19 protein-coding genes are annotated in these 19,562 nt (G+C 69.1%); 3 read left to right on the top strand and 16 right to left on the bottom strand.

What is annotated here, in order from left to right; translation table 11 throughout:
- Positions 1 to 542: 542 nt before the first annotated feature.
- The 10 genes from KTR66_RS16910 to KTR66_RS16865 form a co-directional block, all read right to left on the bottom strand.
- Positions 543 to 1,796 carry a TRAP transporter large permease gene (locus KTR66_RS16910; RefSeq protein ID WP_213614534.1) on the bottom strand — a complete coding sequence of 418 codons (1,254 nt, stop codon included), beginning with the start codon at positions 1,794 to 1,796 and terminating at the stop codon, positions 543 to 545.
- Positions 1,793 to 2,320 carry a TRAP transporter small permease gene (locus KTR66_RS16905; protein ID WP_213614532.1) on the bottom strand — a complete coding sequence of 176 codons (528 nt, stop codon included), beginning with the start codon at positions 2,318 to 2,320 and terminating at the stop codon, positions 1,793 to 1,795. Before KTR66_RS16905 ends, KTR66_RS16910 begins: the two co-directional genes overlap by 4 nt.
- Before the next feature lies 1 nt (position 2,321).
- The gene (locus KTR66_RS16900; RefSeq protein WP_213614530.1) at positions 2,322 to 3,311 is read right to left on the bottom strand and encodes a TRAP transporter substrate-binding protein; all 990 of its coding nucleotides are present in this window, start codon (positions 3,309 to 3,311) and stop codon (positions 2,322 to 2,324) included.
- 33 nt (positions 3,312 to 3,344) lie between these two features.
- Positions 3,345 to 3,641, bottom strand: coding sequence for a putative quinol monooxygenase (locus KTR66_RS16895; protein WP_213614528.1), 297 nt, complete (start codon positions 3,639 to 3,641; stop codon positions 3,345 to 3,347).
- A complete protein-coding gene (locus tag KTR66_RS16890) occupies positions 3,638 to 4,987 on the bottom strand; it encodes an SAF domain-containing protein (protein WP_213614526.1) in 1,350 nt (449 codons plus the stop codon). The genes KTR66_RS16895 and KTR66_RS16890 overlap by 4 nt, the downstream gene beginning before the upstream one ends.
- 50 nt (positions 4,988 to 5,037) lie before the next feature.
- Positions 5,038 to 5,964 (bottom strand): LysR substrate-binding domain-containing protein, encoded by a 927-nt coding sequence (locus KTR66_RS16885; protein ID WP_213614524.1) that lies wholly within the window; start codon positions 5,962 to 5,964, stop codon positions 5,038 to 5,040.
- Positions 5,964 to 6,986: a transketolase family protein gene (locus KTR66_RS16880; protein ID WP_213614523.1), complete on the bottom strand. Its 1,023-nt coding sequence runs from the start codon at positions 6,984 to 6,986 to the stop codon at positions 5,964 to 5,966. The genes KTR66_RS16885 and KTR66_RS16880 overlap by 1 nt, the downstream gene beginning before the upstream one ends.
- 142 nt (positions 6,987 to 7,128) lie before the next feature.
- On the bottom strand, positions 7,129 to 7,965 hold the full coding sequence (locus KTR66_RS16875) for a transketolase (protein ID WP_213614521.1): 837 nt from the start codon (positions 7,963 to 7,965) through the stop codon (positions 7,129 to 7,131).
- The gene (locus KTR66_RS16870) at positions 7,965 to 8,714 is read right to left on the bottom strand and encodes an SDR family NAD(P)-dependent oxidoreductase (protein WP_213614519.1); all 750 of its coding nucleotides are present in this window, start codon (positions 8,712 to 8,714) and stop codon (positions 7,965 to 7,967) included. The genes KTR66_RS16875 and KTR66_RS16870 overlap by 1 nt, the downstream gene beginning before the upstream one ends.
- A gap of 93 nt (positions 8,715 to 8,807) precedes the next feature.
- On the bottom strand, positions 8,808 to 9,743 hold the full coding sequence (locus tag KTR66_RS16865) for a LysR family transcriptional regulator (protein WP_213614517.1): 936 nt from the start codon (positions 9,741 to 9,743) through the stop codon (positions 8,808 to 8,810).
- A gap of 98 nt (positions 9,744 to 9,841) precedes the next feature.
- Between KTR66_RS16865 and KTR66_RS16860 the strand changes: the two genes are divergently transcribed.
- The gene (locus tag KTR66_RS16860) at positions 9,842 to 11,818 is read left to right on the top strand and encodes a transketolase (protein WP_249732207.1); all 1,977 of its coding nucleotides are present in this window, start codon (positions 9,842 to 9,844) and stop codon (positions 11,816 to 11,818) included.
- Positions 11,819 to 12,190: 372 nt separating this feature from the next.
- On the opposite strand, the gene KTR66_RS16855 is transcribed toward KTR66_RS16860, so the two are convergent.
- The 6 genes from KTR66_RS16855 to KTR66_RS16830 all read right to left on the bottom strand — a co-directional run bounded on the left by KTR66_RS16855 (position 12,191) and on the right by KTR66_RS16830 (position 17,797).
- Entirely contained in the window at positions 12,191 to 13,093 is a 903-nt protein-coding gene (locus tag KTR66_RS16855; RefSeq protein ID WP_213614515.1) for a cupin domain-containing protein, read from the bottom strand.
- Positions 13,090 to 14,292: a hydantoinase/carbamoylase family amidase gene (locus KTR66_RS16850; protein ID WP_213614513.1), complete on the bottom strand. Its 1,203-nt coding sequence runs from the start codon at positions 14,290 to 14,292 to the stop codon at positions 13,090 to 13,092. The genes KTR66_RS16855 and KTR66_RS16850 overlap by 4 nt, the downstream gene beginning before the upstream one ends.
- A gap of 3 nt (positions 14,293 to 14,295) precedes the next feature.
- Positions 14,296 to 15,177: an alpha/beta fold hydrolase gene (locus KTR66_RS16845; RefSeq protein ID WP_213614511.1), complete on the bottom strand. Its 882-nt coding sequence runs from the start codon at positions 15,175 to 15,177 to the stop codon at positions 14,296 to 14,298.
- A gap of 11 nt (positions 15,178 to 15,188) precedes the next feature.
- Complete coding sequence (locus KTR66_RS16840; RefSeq protein WP_213614509.1) at positions 15,189 to 16,322, bottom strand: pyridoxal phosphate-dependent aminotransferase; 1,134 nt, start codon at positions 16,320 to 16,322, stop codon at positions 15,189 to 15,191.
- Positions 16,322 to 17,101: an SDR family oxidoreductase gene (locus tag KTR66_RS16835; RefSeq protein WP_213614507.1), complete on the bottom strand. Its 780-nt coding sequence runs from the start codon at positions 17,099 to 17,101 to the stop codon at positions 16,322 to 16,324. The genes KTR66_RS16840 and KTR66_RS16835 overlap by 1 nt, the downstream gene beginning before the upstream one ends.
- Before the next feature lie 66 nt (positions 17,102 to 17,167).
- Positions 17,168 to 17,797: a GntR family transcriptional regulator gene (locus KTR66_RS16830; protein ID WP_249732206.1), complete on the bottom strand. Its 630-nt coding sequence runs from the start codon at positions 17,795 to 17,797 to the stop codon at positions 17,168 to 17,170.
- A 197-nt stretch (positions 17,798 to 17,994) separates the two neighbouring features.
- Here KTR66_RS16830 and KTR66_RS16825 point away from each other — a divergent pair, with 197 nt between their 5' ends.
- Both KTR66_RS16825 and KTR66_RS16820 read left to right on the top strand, forming a co-directional pair.
- The gene (locus tag KTR66_RS16825; RefSeq protein ID WP_371819152.1) at positions 17,995 to 18,801 is read left to right on the top strand and encodes an ABC transporter ATP-binding protein; all 807 of its coding nucleotides are present in this window, start codon (positions 17,995 to 17,997) and stop codon (positions 18,799 to 18,801) included.
- The gene (locus KTR66_RS16820) at positions 18,798 to 19,547 is read left to right on the top strand and encodes a class II aldolase/adducin family protein (protein WP_249732205.1); all 750 of its coding nucleotides are present in this window, start codon (positions 18,798 to 18,800) and stop codon (positions 19,545 to 19,547) included. The genes KTR66_RS16825 and KTR66_RS16820 overlap by 4 nt, the downstream gene beginning before the upstream one ends.
- Positions 19,548 to 19,562: the final 15 nt, after the last annotated feature.

Raw genomic sequence — 19,562 nt, 5'->3', positions numbered from 1 at the left:
GCCGCCTGGCGTGACGGTCGCCTGAATCCTCAGGCAGCCGCGGATCCGAGGCTGGCGCCTGCGCATGCCCGGTCCGGTCGCGCGTCAGAGCGGTCGCGGCCGGCATGGCGGGGTGCAGGCGGCGCAGGCGCGCTGCCCGGCCTCCAAGGTGCCATCGTTCCCGGGGAAAGGCCGCTTCACCGTCTTCGCGTGCGGTGAAGCTGCCCTCGCGCCGGATGCGGCTGCGGGGAGGAAGAGCCTGGGTTGGCGAATGGCGTTGCACGGGGTTCCGCCGCTCCCGGGGGTCTGAGACGGAGGCGTTCCGGGTGCCGCGATCCGGCGTGCCTCGGTCGCTGACGACGGGTTTGGGCACGCGCCTGCGGCTCGTTGCCCTTGCCATGCCCATCACGCCGACGACGCCCGGCGACGGGGTGCATCAAGCGGAGCAGCCGTTGCCGGCTGGCGAAGGCTGTCTCCACCCTCTCCCTATGGGCGTGGTCGCCACGCATGATCGCGCGATCAACGCCGTCACCCATCGCCTCCGCCGATCCGCGGAGGCCATCTCAAAAGCGCAGCGTCAAAGCCGGGACGTAGCTGATGGCCAGGAGGACGCCGACCGCCACACCGAAGAAGGGCCACATGGCTCGGACTGTGTCTCCCATCTGAGCCCGCGCCAGCGTCGAGGAGATGAAGAGCGTCGTTCCCACCGGCGGTGTGTACAGACCGATGCCGAGGTTGATCACCATCATCAACCCCAGCTGCAGTGGATCCATGCCGATCTGCGCGGCGAGCGGCAGGAAGACCGGCGTCAGCAGCAGGATGGCCGGCGGCAGGTCGAGGGGGCCGCCGATGAGCAGCATGATCAGGTTCATCGCCAGGATGATCAGGATGGGGTGCTGCAGCGTCATCGAGATCCATTCGGCGAAGCGCTGCGGCACCTGGTCATAGGTCAGGATCCAGGAGGCGGCCGCACTGCCCATGATCACCAGCATGACGATGCCGGTGGCGATGCCCGCATCGACGAAGGCGCGCAGGAACCGCCGCCAGCTCATGTCCCGGTAGATCAGGACGGAGGCCGCGATGGCGTAGAACACAGCCATGACCGCGATCTCGGTGGGCGTGGCGAAGCCGAAGCGCAGCGCGAGCAGGATGAGGATGGGCAGCAGCAGCGCGGGTGAGGCGAGCAGCGCCAGGCGCGAGAGCCGCTTGACGTCCAGCCTGGTGTCGGCCTCCGGTGGGCGCCCCTTCCACCAGCACACCGCCATGAAGCCGCCGGCCATCATGAGCCCCGGCAGCACGCCCGCCAGGAACAAGGCACCGACCGAGACGCCCGAGACGACCGAGAAGAGGATCATCGGGATCGAGGGCGGGATCAGGATGTCGATCACCGAGGAGGTCGCGTTGTTGGCCGCGCAGAGGCCCGGCGCATAGCCGAGCTTCCGTTGCCACGGGATCAGCACCGAGCCGAGTGCAGAGGCATTCGCCACGGCCGAGCCCGAGACACCGCCGAAGACGACGGAGCCCACCACGGTCGCCTGCAGCGGCCCACCGCGGAAGGGCATCATCGCCTCGCCCGCGAAGCGCAGCAGCTCCTGCCCCAGGCGGCCATCCATCATCAGGGCGCCGGCCAGGATGAAGAAGGGCAGGGCCAGCATCGGGAAGGATTGCGTCTGCGCGAACATCTGCTGCGCCACCAGCATCAGGGGCATCTGCCCGTCCCACATCACCGCGAGGCCGGAGGCGATCACCAGCGCATGCGCCACCGGGAGTGCGGCCATCATCAGCCCGAGGAAGGAAAGGATCAGGACAAGGCTCATGTCACCGCGGTCTCCCCGCCCTCGCGCGGCAGGCCCTCGGGGCCGAGCAGCGCGACGCGGATCATGTTGGTCAGGGTGCCCAGCACCAAAAGCACGCAACCGGCCGCCACCGCCCAATAGCCATGCGCGCCGGAGAGGCCGAGCACGGGTGAGCGCTCGATGGAGGCGATCTCCGCCACCTCCAGCGAGGATTGCGCCAGCATCACATAGGCCACGATGACGAGGGCGTGGCCTGCCAGCAGGAGCAGCTGCGCACCGCGACGCGGCAGCAGGTAGAGTGCGGTCTCGACGGCCACATGGCCGCCGGTCTGCACGGCGAGTGCGACGCCGGCCATGATGAACCAGGGGAAGAGGCGCTCCGGCACCTCCTGCGCCCAGTCGAAGCCGCCCGTCTCGAAGATGTAGCGGGCGATGACATTGGCGCCGAGGGCGAGCATCAGGCCGATGCCGGTCAGCACGAGGACCAGTTGGCACAGCCCACGCACGGCCAGCTCGACCCTCCCGGCCATGCGCAGGCCGCCCATGTCAGCTCACCGCGCCGCGCAGTTGCCGCACGAAGCCGCCGATCGGCCGGCCCTGCCAAGCGTCCAGGACGCCGGCCGTCGCGGCCCGGAAGGCGGCCTGGTCGGCCAGGTTCACTTCGACGCTGGACATGCCGCGATACTCCGCCAGCAGCTGCACATCGGCCTGCTGCATCAGCATGCGGTTGTGCAGCGTCGCCTCGCGGGCTGCCTGCATGATGAGGTTGCGGTCCGCCTCGTTCAGCCGCCCCCAGGCCATGCGCGAGGCGAGAAAGGGCGAGCATTCCCACTTGTGCGCCGTGAGCGAGATGAAGCGGTTCACCTCGTGCAGCTTGGAGGCGTGGATGTTCGCCAGCGGGTTCTCCTGCCCATCCACCACGCCCTGCTGGAGCGCGACATAGAGTTCGGAGAAATTGATCTGCTGGGTGGCGGCGCCCAGCGCCTGGAAGGTATCGATCGTCGCCGGGTCGGCGGGCGTACGGATGCGCAGGCCGCGCAGGTCCTCCGGCCGGTTGATCGGGCGGCGGCGGTTGGTGATGTGGCGAATGCCGTTGTCCCAGAAGCCGAGTGAGACCAGGCCGACGCCGGCGAGCTTCTGGCCCAGTTCCTGCCCCACCGGGCCATCCACCACGCGATAGGCCGCATTGGCGTCGGCGAAGAGGAAGGGCAGGCCGAGCGCCGCGATCTCCGGCACGAGCGAGGAGGTCGGCCCCTGGCTGTTCACGCTCATGTCCAGCGTGCCGGTGCGCAGTGCGGTCAGCATCGCCACGTCGTCACCCAACTGTGCGGCATGGGCGACGCGCATCTCGATGCGGCCGTTGGAGAGTTCGCGCAGGCGCGCGGCCATGCGGTCGGCCGTGACGCCGCGCGGATTGGCGGCGGCAGTGCCATGCGCGAGCGTAAGCCGCACCTGGCCTTGCGCACGCAGCGTGGCGGGTGCCGCCAGGATGGCGGTGCCGGCCAGGGCGGCGCGGCGGGTGATGGTGATGTTCATTCGTCTTCTCCCTGTCTTGCCCCCTTGAAGGGGTCAGCTTGGTTGCAGCGTCGCGAAGCGCACGGGCAGTTGCTCGGCCAATGCGGGAAAGCCCGCGCGGAACCGCGCGAGATGGGGTGTGGCGAGATGCGCGTCGAAGGCCGCGCGGTCGTCATAGATCTCGTAGAAGAGGACGCGGCCCTCGCCGCCTTCGAGTTGCGTCACGTCGAAGCGGCGGCAGCCTGGCTCGTCCCGCACGGAATGGCTGGCATCCTCGCGCGCAAGCGCCAGGAACTCCGCCATCCGGCCGGGCTTCACCTGGAATTCGGCGAAGACGACGAAGCCGCTCATGCGGCGCGCGCCTTGCCGGGCGCGGCATTGCGCTCCATCTCCTGCCGCAGCGCCAGCACGTCGAGGTCGCGCGTGATCTCCACATCGTCGAAGGAGACCAGCGCGCCCTCCGCCACCGGGCGGCGCAGCTTGACGTTGTGCGCGAGGCCAATGGGCAGCGCGCGGGCGGCGAGGCTGCGTGTGGCCGGGAGCGCATCGGCGAAGACGGTGAAACCGCCCTCGCCATCCAGCATCTCGCCCGGCTGGAGGTTGCGCTTGGCGATGCAGACCGCATCGCCGCGGAACTCGCGCGGCGTGCCGGTCGGTTCGCCGCGCAGCACGGCGGAGAGGACGGACACGCTGGTCTCGAGCCCGATCATGTGGAAGGGGCGCCACATCGAGCCGTACCATCCGGACTTGTCCACCAGCAGCCCGTACTGGTTGAAGCAGGCGCGGGTGTATTCGTTGTTGGCGCGGAAGGTGACGAAGACGCCGTACTGGATGTGGTTGTGCACCACGCGGCCATCGGGTTCGCGGCTGGCGGCGATGTCCACCAGCCCCGCGCGCGGCAGGCGCCCGCCCTCGGAGGCCGGCTTGAAGACCTGCGCCAGGTCATGCAGGCCGGTGGGCGGGAAGGCGAGACCATTGTCCGGGCAGTCGAGGCCCGTGCCGTTGGCGACGGCCGCCATCTCGATCGCCGCTTTCGTGCCATCGGTGAAGGAGTTGTACATCTTCGGGTTGAAGTCGCCCTTGGCCACCTCCTCCTCGGTCCAGCCGAAGAAGCCCCAGACGGTGTCCGGCGTCGATTGGCGGTAGTGGGGCGCGAAGTTCATGCCCTTGCCGGCCGAAACCAGCTCGAAGCCGCAGGAATGCACCCAGTCCACCAGTTCGCAGATGATGGCCGGCTGGTCGCCATAGGCCATGGAGTAGACGAGGCCCTTGGCACGCGCGCGCTCCGCCAGCAGCGGACCGCAGAGCACGTCGGCTTCCACATTCACCATGATCACGTGCTTCCCACCCTCGATGGCGGCCAGCGCGTGGCGGATGCCGGCGATGGGATGGCCCGTCGCCTCGATGATGCATTCGATGCCGTCGAACGCGGCCAGCGCGGCGGCATCATCCAGCACGCAGGTGCCGCCCGCGCGATGCGCCTCCTCCAGGCTGCGGGCGGCGTAGCGCTCAGCCGGCCAGCCGACGCGATCGAGTGAAGCGCGCGCCTTGCTGACATCGAGATCGGCCACGCCCACCACATGGAAGCCTGGAATGCGCTGCGCCTGGGCGAGCACCATGGAGCCGAACTTGCCCGCGCCGATCAGACCGACCCTTACCGGACGGCCGCGCGTGGCCAGCAACGTCGAAAGATTCACTGTATCCTCCCTTGGTCTTTCGTCGTGCCGAGGCTAGGTGGCGGCTTGCATTAGCGACAAACGAGTTTTTTCGGCGTTTGCTTCAGTTTTTCTAACGAATTGGCCTGCCATGCCTGCGCCTCCGCGCGCAGCCAGTCGGCAAACAACTGCACGCGGCGATGGCGCAGGCGGCCCGGCGGGCAGACCAGCCATTGCGTGGTGCGTCGGATCTCGGGCGGCGCCGCGACGGGGCAGACCAGCCGTCCGTCTTCCAGCGCATCGCCCATCATCAACGTGCTTTCCAGCGCGACCCCCATGCCGGCGATCGCCGCATCCACCGACATATGACTGCGGTCGAAGAGGACGCGGCGCGAGGCGGGCAGCGGTGTGCCGGCGGCGGCGAACCAGGCGGCCCATTTCACCTGTGACTTCACCGAGTGGATCAGCTGGTGCGCGCCCAGCCCCTCGGCCGTCAGGCTGCGCGCCGCGGCCAGCCGCGGCGCGCAGACGGGCAGGAAGCGTTCCTCCGCGATGGGCGTCACGACGAGTCCCGGCCAGTCCCCCTCGCCATGGCGCACCTCCAGGTCCACGCCCTCGCGCGTGAAATCCGTGGGCTCGTTCGTCGCGTCCACGCGCAGCTCGATCTCGGGATGGGCGTCGAGGAAGCCGGGCAGGCGCGGCAGCAGCCATTTCGTCGCAAAGCTCGGCGTGGCGCGCAGGATGAGGGAGGCGGAAGAGAGCGAGCCGCGCACATAGCGCGTCGCTTCCGCGATATGCTCCACATGCGGCGCGATCATCTCGAGGTAGCGCTGTCCCGCCTCGGTCAGCGCGATCCGCCGCCCATGCCGCGTGAGCAGCGCCGTGCCGAGCTGCACCTCCAGCGCGGAGACCTGTTGCGAGACGGCCGAGGGCGTGACACCCAGCTCCGTCGCCGCGCGCGTCAGGCTGCCGGCCCGGGCGACCGTGTGGAAGATGGCGATGGCGCGCAGCGGGAGCATCAGCCGAGCCAGGCCTTGATGCGGGCCGCCATCGCGGTGGCCGAGATGCCGTAGCGCTCATGCAGGGTGGGCAGTGCGCCGGCATCGAGGAAGGCGTCGGGCAGGGCCACCTGCCGGAAGCGCGGCGGGATGGCGCCCTCGGTCAGCAGCAGCGTCGCCACCGCCTCGCCCAGCCCGCCGATCACGCTGTGGTTCTCGGCGACGATGACGAGACGCGGCTTGCGGCGGACCTCCTGCAGGATCGTCGCGGTGTCGAGCGGCTTGATGGTCGGGCAATGCAGCACCGCCACATCCACGCGATCGCCCGCCAGCAGCTTCGCCGTCTCCAGCGCGCGCATGGTCATGAAGCCGGAGGAGATGAGCAGCACATCCGCGCCGTCGCGCAGCAGCTTCGCGCGGCCGAGTTCGAAGCGGTAGTCGTACTCGTCCAGCACCAGCGGCACGTTGCCGCGCAGCAGGCGCATATAGACGGGGCCCGGATGCGCCGCGATCTGCGGCACCGCCTGCTCGATGTCGAGCGCGTCGCAGGGGTCCAGGATCACGAGGTCCGGCATGCCGCGGAAGATCGCGAGATCTTCCGTCGCCTGGTGGCTCGGGCCGTAGCCGGTGGTGAGTCCGGGGAGCGCGCAGCAGATCTTCACCGGCAGGCCTTCCTCGGCGATGCCTTGGCTGATGAAGTCGAAGGTGCGGCGTGAGGCGAAGGCGGCATAGGTGGTGACGAAGGGCACGAAGCCCTCATGCGCGAGGCCGGCGGCGGCCAGCATCAGCAGCTGCTCGGCCATGCCCATCTGGTAGAAGCGGTCGGGATAGGCCTGTGCGAAGATGTGCAGGTCGGTGTATTTCGCGAGGTCCGCCGTGAGGCCCAGGATCTCCGGGCGGGTGCGGCCCAGCTCCACCAGCGCGCGGCCGAAGGGCGCGGGGCTGATGCGCTGATCCTCGCCTGCCAGTGAGGCGATCATGGCGGAGGTGGTCAGGCGTGGCCGGTTCGGATCGGTCGCCGCGATCTGCTTCTTGCGGCTCATGTTTGCCGCACGAAGGCGTGGCCTTCGTGCCCCTCAGACGCCGGGCGCCACGCCTCCGCGTGGCTTGGCTTCGCGGCATAGGCCGCGGCGCGCATTCGCGCGCTCGGCCCTGCGGGCCGCAAGGCGGCTGGCGTATCATTCTTCATGCGCGCTCTCCCGCATCCAGCGCGGCCAGCGCCAACGCCCATTCATGCGCCTCGACGCGCAGGAAGTGGGACTTCTCCCGCGTCTCCAGGAAGGGCACGCCCTTGGCCATCTTCGTGTCGCAGATGATGACGCGCGGCTTCGGCTCCGGCGTGTTGCGCGCCGCGTCGAAGGCGGCGACGAGGGCCGGGATGTCGTTGCCGTCCACCCGCTGCACATGCCAGCCGAAGGCGGTCCATTTGTCGGCCAGCGGTTCGAAGTTCAGCACGCCGGTGGAGACGCCATCCGCCTGCATCCGGTTCACGTCCACCACGCAGATCAGGTTGTCGAGCTTGTGGTGCCCGGCCGACATCGCGGCTTCCCAGGTCGGGCCCTCATCCAGCTCACCATCGGACATGAGGTTGAGCACGATGCTGTCGCTGGCCTTCCGCTTCAGCCCCAGGCAACGCCCCACGGCGATGCCGAGCCCGAGGCCCAGCGAACCGCCACTCATCTCCATGCCCGGCGTATAGGCGGCCATGCCCGACATCGGCAGGCGGCTGTCATCCGTGCCGTAGGTCTCGATCTCGCTCTCCGGGATCACCCCGGCCTCGATGAGGCCCGCATAGAAGGCGATGGCGTAGTGGCCGATGGAGAGCAGGAAGCGATCCCGCCCCTCCCAATCCGGATCGTCCGGCCGGTGGCGCAGCGCATGGAACCAGGCGACGGCCAGCACATCGGCGATGCCGAGCGCCTGGGCGATGTAGCCCTGGCCCTGCACTTCCCCCATGCGCAGCGCATGGCGGCGGATGTTGCGGGCGCGCTCGGCGAGGCTGGGGGCGTTGGGGCGCGGCATCAGTGGATCAGCATGCCGCCATTGACGTCGATCACCGCGCCGGTGACGTAGCCGGAGAGTTCCGAGGCGAGAAACAGGTAGATCCGCGCCACATCAATGGCATCGCCGAGCCGGTTGAGCGGGATGCCCTTCAGGATCTCCGTCTTCATCTCGGGCGTCAGCTTGCCGCCGGTGATGTCGGTCTGGATCAGGCCGGGTGTGACGCAGTTCACACGGATGCCATCGGGCCCCAGCTCGCGCGCCATGGCCTTGGCGAGGCCCAGCACGCCGGCCTTGGCGGCGGAATAATGCGGGCCGCCGAAGATCCCGCCGCCGCGCTGCGCCGAGACGGAAGACATGCAGGCGATGCTGCCCTGCTTGCGGGCGCGCATGTGCGGGATGAAGGCCTGGCTCAGATAGAGCACGCCGGTCATGTTCACATCCACCACGCGCTCCCAGTTCTCGGGCGCGATCTCCATGATCTTCAGGGGCTGGGTGATGCCGGCATTGTTGATCAGGATGTCCACATGCCCGAAGGCGCCGATGGCGACATCGGCCGCGGCGCGGCAGCTCGCCGGGTCGGCCACGTCGCAGCCGATGCCGACATGCCCGGCGCCGAGTTCGGCGGCGGCGGCCTTCGCACCCGCTTCGTCGAGGTCGAGGATGGCGACGCGGGCGCCTTGGGCGGCGAAGAGCTGGGCCGTGGCACGGCCGATGCCGCGCAGGCTGGCGGCGCCCGAAATCACGGCGGTCTTGTTGGCAAGCAACATGCGTTTCCCCTGGAAGTCTGGTTCTTGCGGGGATGTGACGCGCAGCCTTGCTCATCCACAAGCGAGAAATTCACGCCTGAAGATGAGTTGGACTCACCGAATGGCGCTGGTTTCGAGGGCGTCCAGGTTCAGGGCAAGGCCCAGCTCCTGGCTCATCCAGCCCAGGAAGAGCTGCATGGAGCGCGAGTAGCGCTTGCTCCGCGGCAGGACGAGCCAGTGGCCGGTATAGACCACATCCTCACAAAGGCCCTGCAGCGGGCGCACAAGCCGGCCGCTTGCCAGCTCACGCTCGGCCAGCAGGGTGCTTTCCAGCGCGACGCCGAGGCTGTCCGCCGCTGCGCTGATGGAGATGAAGCTGCGGTCGAAGCGTGGCCCGCGCGGAGCGGGCGCGCCGAGCCCATTGGCGGCGAACCAGGCGGGCCAGCGGACGCGCTTGTTGTCGCTCTCGATCAGCGGCAATGCGAAAAGGTCCTGCGCGCTGTGGATGCGTGCGGCCATGGCGGGCGAGCAGAGGGGGGTGACCACTTCGGTGCCCAGCGGCAGGACGATGACGGCCTGATGGCCCGTGCCGGCATTTTCGGCCGGGGGCGCGCCGTAGACGATATCGGCGTCGAACTCGTCCGCCAGGAAGCGCGTGTAATCGGTGCCGGCGGCGAGCCGCAGCTCCAGCCCCTCGCATTCCTCGAAGAGGCGGCCGAGGCGCGGCACCAGCCACTGCGCGGCGAAGCTCGGCGCGCTGTGCACCTTGAGCAGATGCGGCCGGCGGGCGGCGACGCTGCCGATGCCCAGATGCAGCTCGCCGAAGCCACGCTCCACATGGCGCATCAGCGTCTCGCCCTCGGGCGTCAGGCGGATGGAGCGGCCCTCGCGCTCGAAGAGCATGGTGCCGAGGTCGCGCTCCAGCCCGCGGATGGCATGGCTTACGGCGCTGGGCGTGAGGCTGAGATCTTCGGCGGCCGCGCGGAAGGAGCCGGTGCGCGTCGCCGCCTCGAAGACGCGCAGCGCGGAGAGGGGGAGGTGCTGGGCCATCGCGAATGATGAGCTGAATTCAGCAACCCGTGCAATATTCTCGCTTGTCGGTGAACCATACGCAGGGCGACATCACGGCAACCAGGAGGAAGCCGGCCATGCGCCACACGATCGACCCACGCCGAATGGCCCATGCCGTCCGCTTCCTCGCCATGGACGCCTGTGAGCGCGTGGGCGAGGGGCATCCCGGCACGCCGCTGGGTGCGGCCGATATCTGCACCGCGCTCTTCACCCGCCATCTGACATTCAACCCGGCCGACCCGCTCTGGTTCGACCGTGATCGCTTCGTGCTGAGTGCCGGCCATGGGAGCATGCTGCTCTACGCGCTGCTGCACCTGACCGGCTATGCCGGCATGCCGATCGAGGCGTTGCAGAGCTTTCGCGAATTGGGTTCGCCCTGCGAAGGCCATCCCGAGTATTGCCCGGCGCATGGCGTGGAGGTGACGACGGGCCCGCTCGGCCAGGGCATCGCCAACGCGGCCGGCATGGCGGTGGCCGAGGCCTTCCTCGCTGCGCAATTGCCGGGCGTGGTGGACCACCGCAGCTACGCGCTGGTGGGTGATGGCTGCCTGCAGGAGGGCGTGGCGCATGAGGTCGCCTCGCTCGCGGGGCATCTGCGCCTCGGCAAGCTCACCTGGCTCTGGGATGACAACCGCATGACCGATGATGGCCCCATCGGCATCGCGCAAAGCGAGGACCTGCCCGCGCGCTTCCGCGCCGCGCAGTGGCAGGTGCTGGAGGTGGACGGGCATGATCCCGAGGCGCTGGACGCCGCACTCACCTTGGCCAAGCGCGACCCGCGGCCGAGTTTCATTGCCTGCCGCACCATCATCGGCCGCGGCCTGCCGGGCGTGGAGGGCACGCGCGCCGCGCATTCCGGCAAGCTGACCCGCGCCATCACCGATGCGGCGCGCGCGGCGCTCGACTGGCCGCATCCGGCCTTCGTGGTGCCGCCCGATATCGCCGAGGCCTGGCGCATGGCGGGGCGCCGCTCGGCCGGCGCATACCAGGCCTGGCAGGGCCGCGTGGCCGCGCTGCCGCCCGAACAGCGCCGCCTGCTGGACCGCCTGCGCGAAGGCCGCCTGCCCGAGGGCTGGCAGGATGCGCTGCGTGCCTATGCGCACAAGGCGGCGGAACAGGGGCTGACGCAGCATGGCTGGAAGACCTGCGGTGAGATCGTCGAGATCGCCAGCGTCGCCATCCCCGAGATGCTGGCCGGCGCGCCGGACCTCGAGGCCGCGACGCAGCACAAGCGCAAGCTCTCCGCCTTCACGTCGGAGGATCGCGCTGGCCGCTATGTGCATTACGGCGTGCGCGAACACGCGATGGGCAGCATGATGAACGGCATGGCCGCGCATGGCGGCGTGGTGCCGAGCGGCGTGACCTATCTGGTCTTCTCCGATTATGAACGCCCTGCCTTCCGCATGGCGGCGATGATGGGGCTGCCGGTGCTCTACGCCTTCACGCATGACAGCATCGGCATCGGGCGCAACGGGCCGACGCATCAGCCGGTGGAGTATCTCGCCGCGCTCCGCGCCATCCCGAACCTGCATGTCTTCCGACCGGCGGATGCCGTGGAGGCGGCCGAGTGCTGGGAACTCGCGATCGGGCATCGCAGCGGTCCGTCGGCGTTGATCTTCGCGCGGCAACCTCAGGAGAGCGTCCGGCGCCAGGCGGGGCCCAACCGCAGCGCGGCTGGCGCCTATGTGCTGGCGGAGGCCGATGGACCGCGCGCGGCCACCCTTCTCGCGACCGGTACGGAAGTGGCGCTGGCCATGCGCGCCCGCGCGATGCTGGCCGTGGAGGGCATTCAGGTGGCGGTGGTGTCGATGCCCTGCTGGTCGCTGTTCGAGGAGCAGCCGAGGGCCGAGCGTGAGCGCATCCTGGGTGGAGCGCCGCGCGTCGGCGTGGAGGCCGCGGTCCGGCTGGGCTGGGATCGCTGGATCGGGCCTGAGGGAGTCTTCATTGGGATGAACGGCTTCGGTGCCTCAGGCGCGGAGGACGACCTCTGGCGCCATTTCGGCATCACGGCCGAGGCGGTGGCAGCAGCCGTTCGCAGCCTATTGGCGGCCTGAAGGTGCCCGGCTCCTCGCATGGCCGAACACCCTCCGAAGAGGCACCCCCAACGTCCTGAGCGCTCGCATCCAGCCCCCGAGGCTGCCCTCCATTTCCGCCGGGCGGCGTGTGGAAGTGCCACAGGTCAACAATCCGGCGTCTCGCGCCCTCAGCTGAACCCTTGCCCATCAGCGACGAAGCGGGAAGCATCGCCGGGCGCGGATGATCCCCACACCCGTATCGCCCGGGGCGGTGTGCTTCGTGGCGCGCATGCGAGGGCCGCGCCAATCGCCAGCATTCGGCACATCGCTCTGCCTGCCATGGCGTAGGAGGCCTTCGCTGCTGTCAGCAGGATCATGGCGGCCCGTCGTCGGCTGCGCGCTGGCCACCGTTCATTCGAGGAAGGTGAATCCCATGGTCCGCGCGTGATAATGCAGCCCGCCATCCTGCACGATCAGGAAGCGCGCCTGCACATCGCCTCCATTATGATGCGAGTGGGGCTCGCCCGGCGGGGTCACGAGGGTGTTGTGCAAACTCCACGGCCGCGTCTCTCCCGCAATGCGCGAATGGCAATCCTCCCCCTGCAACACCAGCGTGATGGCGGCGGCGTTGTGGCGGTGTGCCCGTTGGCTCTGGCGCGGCGGCAAGGTGTTGAGGGAGAGCGTCATGCTGGCGGTCAGATTTCGCCAGGCTTCAAGGCCATCGGATGAGAAGATCAGTGCGAGGCCTGCGGTGTTGTCATTGCTGGTGCAGGCGCCGATGAGGTCCAATTGCCGGTCGATCTCCGCGGCGGGGAAGTGCACGGGCGCCATGCGCGCAGGGCCGGCACGCAAGTTCTCGAAGGCCAGAAGGGGATCATTTCCGACAAGCCAGAGCACTGCATCCTCGCGCGCATGCAGTGCCACGGCACCGCCGGGCAGCAGCAGCACATCGCCCGCTCCCCAGGCGAAGCCGTCGCACTGGCCCGCACCGCGCAGCACATGCCCGATCAGCCCGGTGGCTTCGGTGTCGAGCGCGAGTGTTTCACCTGCGCGGATGACGGCATAGCGCGCGAGCATGAGCGGCGAGGTGGCCGGGAAGGGACATCCGATTGCGGCGGATTGATCGCAGAGGTGGATCCCCGTCGGCGCCCCTGGCGCCAGGGCGGCGGCCGCGATGCCGCCGAACTCCGCCGCCGGCACGGGCGGGAGCTTGACGTTGAAGGCATTGCCCGAATTGAAGAAGCGTGCCCGCGCCGCGGCCGGCGTGGCCGGCGCCTTGGGACGTTGCACGGGCAGGCTGGCCATGTCCGTCATGCGCAAAGCTCCTTTACCGTCTCGGCCAGCACGGTGGCGCCGGCCGCGACATGCGCGGGCTCGGCCCATTCCAGGGGCGAGTGGCTGATGCCGCCCCGGCAGGGGATGAAGATCATCGCCGTCGGGCAGCGCGGCGCCATGTGGCGCGCGTCATGTCCGGCAGCGGAGAGCAGCTCCATCTGGCCCAGGCCGAGGCGTGTGGCCGCGGCGGCGATGCGCGCGCGCAGCCCCGCATCGAAGCTGTTGGAGGGCGCATGGACCAGCCGCGTCATCATCACGCCGCAAGGGGCGGCCCCGGCGACGGCGATCGCTTCCAGCCGCGCGCCATGCGCGAGCAGTGCGGCGTTGTCCGGGTGCCGCAGGTCGATGCGGAACACCAAGCGACCCGCGATGACCGAAGGTGCGTTGGGCTCCACGCGCACCATGCCGATGGTGAATTTCACGATCGGGTCGGCCTCACCCACCTCGCGCTGCATCCGCGCCGCGATGCGCGCGAAGGCCATGACGGCATCGCGCCGCTGCGCCATGTCGCGCGTGCCGGCATGGCCTTCCTCACCCTCCAGCACCACCTCCCAGGTGATCTTGCCCTGGATGCCGGTGACCACGCCGATGGGCAGCCCGGCCTCCTCCAGCAGCGTCGCCTGCTCGATATGCGGCTCGATGCAGAAGGCGAAATCGCGGCCGAGGGGCAGGCGGGGCAGATCGGGGAAGGCGGCGTGCAGCGCATCCAGCGCATCGCCCAGCGCCGCGCCATCGGCATCGCGCAGGGCACGGATGGTCGCGACGTCGCGCAGCCCGGCAAAGACTTCCGATCCGGTCATGCCGGGGGCGAAGCGGCTGCCCTCCTCATTGCACCAGGCGACGACGCTGAGGTCGCGCGCCGGCGTGAAACCGAGGTTGCTCGCGACCTCCAGCGCGGCCAGCACGCCGAAGGCACCGTCGAACTTGCCGCCATTGGGCTGGGTATCGAGGTGGCTGCCGATCACGCCCGGCGGCAGGGAGCGGTCACGGCCGGGCAGGGTGAGAAAGAGATTCCCGGCATCATCCGTCGCCGCCTCCAGCCCGGCTTCCGCGGCCCAGCCGAGCATGAGCCGCCAGGCCTCGATCTCGCCCGCCGTCAGCGCCTGGCGGTTCACCCCGCCATCCGGTCGTGCGCCGATTTCGGCGAGGCGCATGAGCCGTTGCCAGAGGCGGTCCATGCGTCAATCGGTCCGCATGATCTGGCCGGGCAGGGCGCGTGGGTCGCGCACCTCCCAGCGGCCGGCTTCCACCTGCGCGATGAACTCGGCCAGGTGCCTGTTGAACCAGTCCGGCTCTTCGAGGTTCAGCGTGTGGCCGGTCTTGGGGAAGACGCAGAGGCCGCAGGCCGGAATGGTCTTCTTCAGGAAGATGCCGGGCTGCAGGCAATGGTCATCCTCATCGCCGACGATGACGAGGGTCGGCAGCATCATGACCTTCAGCTCGGCTTCAAGATCCCAGAAGGAGGGGCGGCGCGCCTGGACGCCGCGCATGGTCAGCGCCGCGCCCATATCGGAATGGGTGGCAAGGCGCTCGGCGAATTCCTTCCAGCCGCGCGGGTCCTTGTTCTGGAACTGAACGCGGCTGGCGCCCGCGCCATAGGTCGGCGCGAAGGCGCGCGCGCCATCCGTCTCGAAGCGCTTCGCCACTTCGAGCGAGACGTTGCGGAAATACTCCTCATGCTCCTTCTCGCAGCCATAGCCGGCGCCGGCCACGGTGAGCGACAGCGCACGCTCCGGCGCGCGCAGGCCGAAATGCACGGTGGCGAAGCCACCCATGGAGAGGCCCACGATATGCGCCTTGGCGATGCCAAGCCCGTCCAGCACCGCCACCGCATCGGCCACCGCGATGGCCTGGGAATAGCGCTCCACGTCGTTCGGCACGTCGGAGGGCGGATAGCCGCGCGCGGCATAGGTGATGCAGCGGTGCCGCCGGGTGAAGTACCGCATCTGCGGCTCCCAGCTTGCGTGATTGCCGCCGAATTCATGGATGAAGAGGATCGGCGTGCCTTGGCCCGCTTCCTCGTAGTGCAGGGAAATGCCGTCCGGCGTGGTGATGCGGGGCATGGGGCCTCCTCTCAAAATTGCGGCGTGATGTCGTTCAGGCTGCGCGCCGTCTCGACCAGGGCGGGCAGGCGATCGGCGAGCTTCTCGGCCCATTCGCCGGGAACCGAGGTGCTGATCTTCACGAAGCGATGCCCGAAGCGCGCGGTGTGATAGCTGCCCTGGCGGATCATGATTCCCTCGCGCCGCGCGGCCTCGACCAGCGCTTCGGGCCGGATTTGCGCGGCCTCGGTCTCGACCACCAGGAAATTGCCGTGGCTCGGCCAGACCGGGACGGAGAAGCCGGGGATGGCGCAGGCGGCGGCGTGGATCATGGCGTTGTTGGCCCGCGTGGTGGCGCGCACGCCCGCCATCCATTCGGGCTTCACGGCGAGGCCGGCCAGGGCCGCGCGCTGCGCGATCACGCTCGCCCCCAGCACGCCGGTGGCCTGCTCCGCGAATTCCTCCAGCAGGGCGGCGGGAGCCACCAGCGCGCCGATGCGAAGCCCCGCGAGCCCCAGCCATTTGGAGAAGGAGAGCGAGACGACGGCATGCTCCGGCGCCTCCAGCAGGGCCGGGTGATGGCCATCGGCGAAGTCGCGATAGGTGCAGTCATGCACCAGCAGCGCACCCACCTCCTTCGCGATGGCGGCGAAGGCGGCGATCTCGTCCCGCGTGTAGCAGATGCCGAGCGGGTTGTTCGGGTCCACGATGTAGATGATGGCGGTGCGCGCATCCACCGCCGCGCGCAGCGCCTCGGGCGTCAGGCGGTACGCGCATGCGGGATCGTAGATCGGGATCTCGATCACCTCGGCGCCGGCCTGGCGGGCGAAGAGGCAGGGCCATTTCCAGGTGGGGTCGGTGGTGACGAAGCTGGTGCCCGGGCGGCAGCGGGCGCGGCAGACCAGCGCCAGGGCGTTCACGCCGCCCTCGGTGACCAGCGCTTCGGCGCCCGCCAAGCCGAGATCGGCGATGATGGCCGCGCGCAACGCTTCGAAGCCGAGCGGGGGCGCATAGGCGTTGAACTCCAGCCCATCCACCGCCGCATGCATCGCGGCCAGAACGGCCGGGTGCGCCGGGATGTGGTTGGTGTTCTGCCCCATCCAGGCAAGGCCCGGCGTGGCGCTGAGCTGGTCGAAATAGCGATTGCGGAGAAGGGCGCCCGCCATCAGATGACCGAGCCGCGGGCCGAGATGCCGCCATCGATGGTGACGACCGTGCCGGTGATGTAGCCCGCGCGCGGCGAGGCCATGAAGGCGCAGAGATCGGCCGTCTCGCGCGCCGTGGCGGGGCGCTTGCCGGGATATTTGGCAAACAGCTCCTCCCAGCGGGTCTCGTCGCCCAGCATGTCGCGCGCCTTCATCTTCATGATCTTGATCATGCGGTCGGTCGCGACCGGGCCCGGATTGATGCCGACGACGCGGATGCCGTCATCCAGGCTGCGCCCGCCGATCGCCTTGCTGAAGGACATCAGCGCCGCATTGCCGGTGGAGCCGGCGAAATAGCTGGCATCCCAGTTCTCGCCGGAATTGCCGATGACGTTGATGATGACGCCATCCCGCCCCTTCATCCGCGGATAGAACAGCCGCGTGAGGGTGATGTAGCCGAAGACCTTCAGGTCGAAGCCATCCCGAAGTGCCGCGTCCGTCACCTGGTCCAGCGGGCCGGCGGGGATGTCGCCGGCATTGTTGATCAGGATGGTCGCGTCCTGCGCGGCCTCGGCCAGCTGCTCCATGGCGGCGGTGCTGGAGAGATCCATCGCATGGGTGGTGACGCGGATCTGGTGCTGCGCGCGCAGGCGCAGGGCCGCCTCGGTCAGCGCGGCGCCGTTGCGGGCGGCAAGGTGGAGGTGGCAGCCCTCCTCGGCGAGGACCTCGGCACAGGCGAGGCCGATGCCCTTGGAGGCCCCGGTGATGAGGACGGTCTTTCCCGCGAGATCCAGCTGCAAGAGGCGCTCCTTTGATCATGTTGTATGCAAAGACCAGCAATCTGCATACCAACACGCTGGAGCCCCTCAGTCGAGGCCCGCGATCAGGTCCAGCAGGTTCTCGCCCAGCAGGGTGAGGTGGGCACGCATGCTGCGATGCGCCGCCTCCGGATCGCGCGCCAGGATGGCGGCCATGATCTCGGCATGCTCGCGCAGCGTGTCCTCGACGCGGGTCGGCATATGGGTGACGCGGCGGCGATAGGCGGCCACGCGATTGCGCAGGCGGCGCGTTTCCTCGGCCAGGAAGGCGTTGTGCGCGGCCTCGTAGATGGCTTCGTGGAACTCCTCATTGATGTCGTAGAAGACATCGGCGGGGGCGGATGCCGCCTCGACGAGGCGTGTGTGAATGGCCTGCAACCCGGCGTTCTGGGCCGGCGTGCTGCGCCGTGCCGCGAGGCGCGCGCAAAGCCCCTCCAGCTCGCCCATCACCTGGAACATCTCGATCAGCGTCTGGGCGGAGATGCTGCGCACCACCGCACCCTGCCGGCCGCGCAGCTCGACCAGGCGCTCGGCGGCGAGGAGGCGGAAGGCCTCGCGTACCGGCGTGCGGGAGCAGCCATGGATGTCGGCGATGTCCTGCTCATCCAGCCGCGCGCCGGGCTCCAGGCGTCCGCTGGCAATCTCGTCGCGGAGGCGGCGGTGCAGTGTGTTGGCCAAGGTGCCGGCGCCCGGCGTCGCGCGGGCGATGCGCCCGGAAGCTGGCCAATCTGCCTCGGCGGATGCCTGTTTCGCGCGCATGTGTGTGCGAAGACCCTTTCAATGTGTGCAAACTCGGGCTCTTTGTATTTCAAAACCGGCCTCCTGTCGCGAAGATGTTGCAGGCCTCACCCCGGGGCGCCGCAATGGGAATGCCTGTGTCCAGTTCGCCCTCCCCCCTGCTTGAGCTGCGTGGCCTGTCGAAGCGCTTCGGCACGGTGCAGGCGCTGGATGGCTTCGGCCTGGATGTGCAGCCGGGGGAATTCGTCACGGTCGTCGGCCCCTCCGGCTGCGGCAAGAGCACGCTCTTCAACATCGTCGCCGGTCTGGATGAGCCGGATGATGGCGGCATCCTCCGCTTCAAGGGCCGCGGCTGCCACGCGAAGGAATTGCTGGGCCAGGTCTCCTTCATGCCGCAGCGGGACCTGCTGCTGCCCTGGCGCAATGTCGTGGACAACGCGATCCTCGCCAATGAGATCGAGGGCGCCAGCCGGCGGGAGGCGCGCGCGAAGGCGCTCGCCATGTTGCCGGAATTCGGGCTGGCCGGCTTCGAGACGCAGTATCCGCACCAGCTCTCCGGCGGCATGCGCCAGCGTGTGGCGCTGATGCGCACCTTCCTCTTCGAGCGCGAGCTCATGCTGCTCGACGAGCCCTTCGGCGCGCTGGACGCGCTGACGCGCAGCATGATGCAGCGCTGGCTGCTCGATGTGTGGCAGCGCCATCGCCGCACCATCCTCTTCATCACGCATGACGTGGATGAGGCGATCTTCCTGGGCGACCGCGTGGTGGTCATGACCGCGCGCCCGGGGGCGGTGAAGCTGATGCGCGCGGTGAACCTGCCCCGCCCGCGCGCGCCGGACCTGCTGACCTCGCCCGAATTCACCGCCATCAAGCGCGAGGTGCTGGACGCGATCGAGGAAGAGGCGATGAAATCCTTCATCTCCGGCACGGCGGCCCCTCCATGAGCCATTCCATGACGGATGCCGAGCGTGAGGCGCGCATCTCGCTCGCCGCCTGCTACCGCCTGGTGGCGCGGCTCGGGCTGGATGACGTGATCTACAACCACATCTCGCTGCGCGTGCCGGGAGAGGACGGGGCCTTCCTGCTCAACCCCTATGGCTTCCTGTTCAACGAGATCACCGCCTCCTCCCTCGTGAAGATCGACACCGAGGGCCGAAAGCTGGCGCCGAGCCCGCATGAGGCCAATGTCGCGGCCTTCGTGATCCATGCCGCCATCCACAAGGCGCGGCATGATGCGGGCTGCGTGCTGCATGCGCATTCCGATGCGGCGATCGCCGTTTCGGCCCAGGAGGGGGGGCTCAGGCCACTCAGCCAGTTCGCCATGTGGTTCTACCAGCGCCAGGCCTTCCACGATTACGAGGGTGTCGCGATCGACCTCGACGAGCAGCAGCGCCTGGTGCGGGATTTCGGCACGCATCCCATCATGCTGATGCGCAACCATGGCACGCTGACGGTCGGCCGCACGCCGGGTGCGGCCTTCATGCTGCTCTACTATTTCGAGCGCGCGGCGCGCATCCAGCTCATGATGCAAGCCTCCGGCAAGCCGATCATCGAACCCCCGCCTGAGGTCTGCGCCCGCGCCGCCAACCAGTTCTGGCAGCAGCAGGGCGACATCCTGGGGCCCGGCGAGCGCGAGTGGCCCGCCTTCCTCCGGCAACTGGACCGCGAGGACCCGTCCTATCGTGACTGACATCCCGCAGGAGAT

Origin of the sequence: Roseococcus sp. SDR, from assembly GCF_019083995.1 — a bacterium.
Taxonomy (GTDB): domain Bacteria; phylum Pseudomonadota; class Alphaproteobacteria; order Acetobacterales; family Acetobacteraceae; genus Roseococcus.
This window is presented reverse-complemented; position numbering and strand designations above follow the sequence as displayed.

What these genes read in the sequence shown, in the direction of transcription:
- KTR66_RS16820 (WP_249732205.1), top strand. Translation starts at nt 18,798, where the DNA reads ATGAGCCATTCCATGACGGATGCCGAGCGTGAGGCGCGCATCTCGCTC.
- KTR66_RS16905 (WP_213614532.1), bottom strand. Translation starts at nt 2,320, where the DNA reads ATGGGCGGCCTGCGCATGGCCGGGAGGGTCGAGCTGGCCGTGCGTGGG.
- KTR66_RS16845 (WP_213614511.1), bottom strand. Translation starts at nt 15,177, where the DNA reads ATGCCCCGCATCACCACGCCGGACGGCATTTCCCTGCACTACGAGGAA.
- KTR66_RS16895 (WP_213614528.1), bottom strand. Translation starts at nt 3,641, where the DNA reads ATGAGCGGCTTCGTCGTCTTCGCCGAATTCCAGGTGAAGCCCGGCCGG.
- KTR66_RS16900 (WP_213614530.1), bottom strand. Translation starts at nt 3,311, where the DNA reads ATGAACATCACCATCACCCGCCGCGCCGCCCTGGCCGGCACCGCCATC.
- KTR66_RS16850 (WP_213614513.1), bottom strand. Translation starts at nt 14,292, where the DNA reads ATGGACCGCCTCTGGCAACGGCTCATGCGCCTCGCCGAAATCGGCGCA.
- KTR66_RS16875 (WP_213614521.1), bottom strand. Translation starts at nt 7,965, where the DNA reads ATGCCGCGCCCCAACGCCCCCAGCCTCGCCGAGCGCGCCCGCAACATC.
- KTR66_RS16885 (WP_213614524.1), bottom strand. Translation starts at nt 5,964, where the DNA reads ATGCTCCCGCTGCGCGCCATCGCCATCTTCCACACGGTCGCCCGGGCC.
- KTR66_RS16840 (WP_213614509.1), bottom strand. Translation starts at nt 16,322, where the DNA reads ATGGCGGGCGCCCTTCTCCGCAATCGCTATTTCGACCAGCTCAGCGCC.
- KTR66_RS16855 (WP_213614515.1), bottom strand. Translation starts at nt 13,093, where the DNA reads ATGACGGACATGGCCAGCCTGCCCGTGCAACGTCCCAAGGCGCCGGCC.
- KTR66_RS16870 (WP_213614519.1), bottom strand. Translation starts at nt 8,714, where the DNA reads ATGTTGCTTGCCAACAAGACCGCCGTGATTTCGGGCGCCGCCAGCCTG.
- KTR66_RS16860 (WP_249732207.1), top strand. Translation starts at nt 9,842, where the DNA reads ATGCGCCACACGATCGACCCACGCCGAATGGCCCATGCCGTCCGCTTC.
- KTR66_RS16880 (WP_213614523.1), bottom strand. Translation starts at nt 6,986, where the DNA reads ATGAGCCGCAAGAAGCAGATCGCGGCGACCGATCCGAACCGGCCACGC.
- KTR66_RS16865 (WP_213614517.1), bottom strand. Translation starts at nt 9,743, where the DNA reads ATGGCCCAGCACCTCCCCCTCTCCGCGCTGCGCGTCTTCGAGGCGGCG.
- KTR66_RS16910 (WP_213614534.1), bottom strand. Translation starts at nt 1,796, where the DNA reads ATGAGCCTTGTCCTGATCCTTTCCTTCCTCGGGCTGATGATGGCCGCA.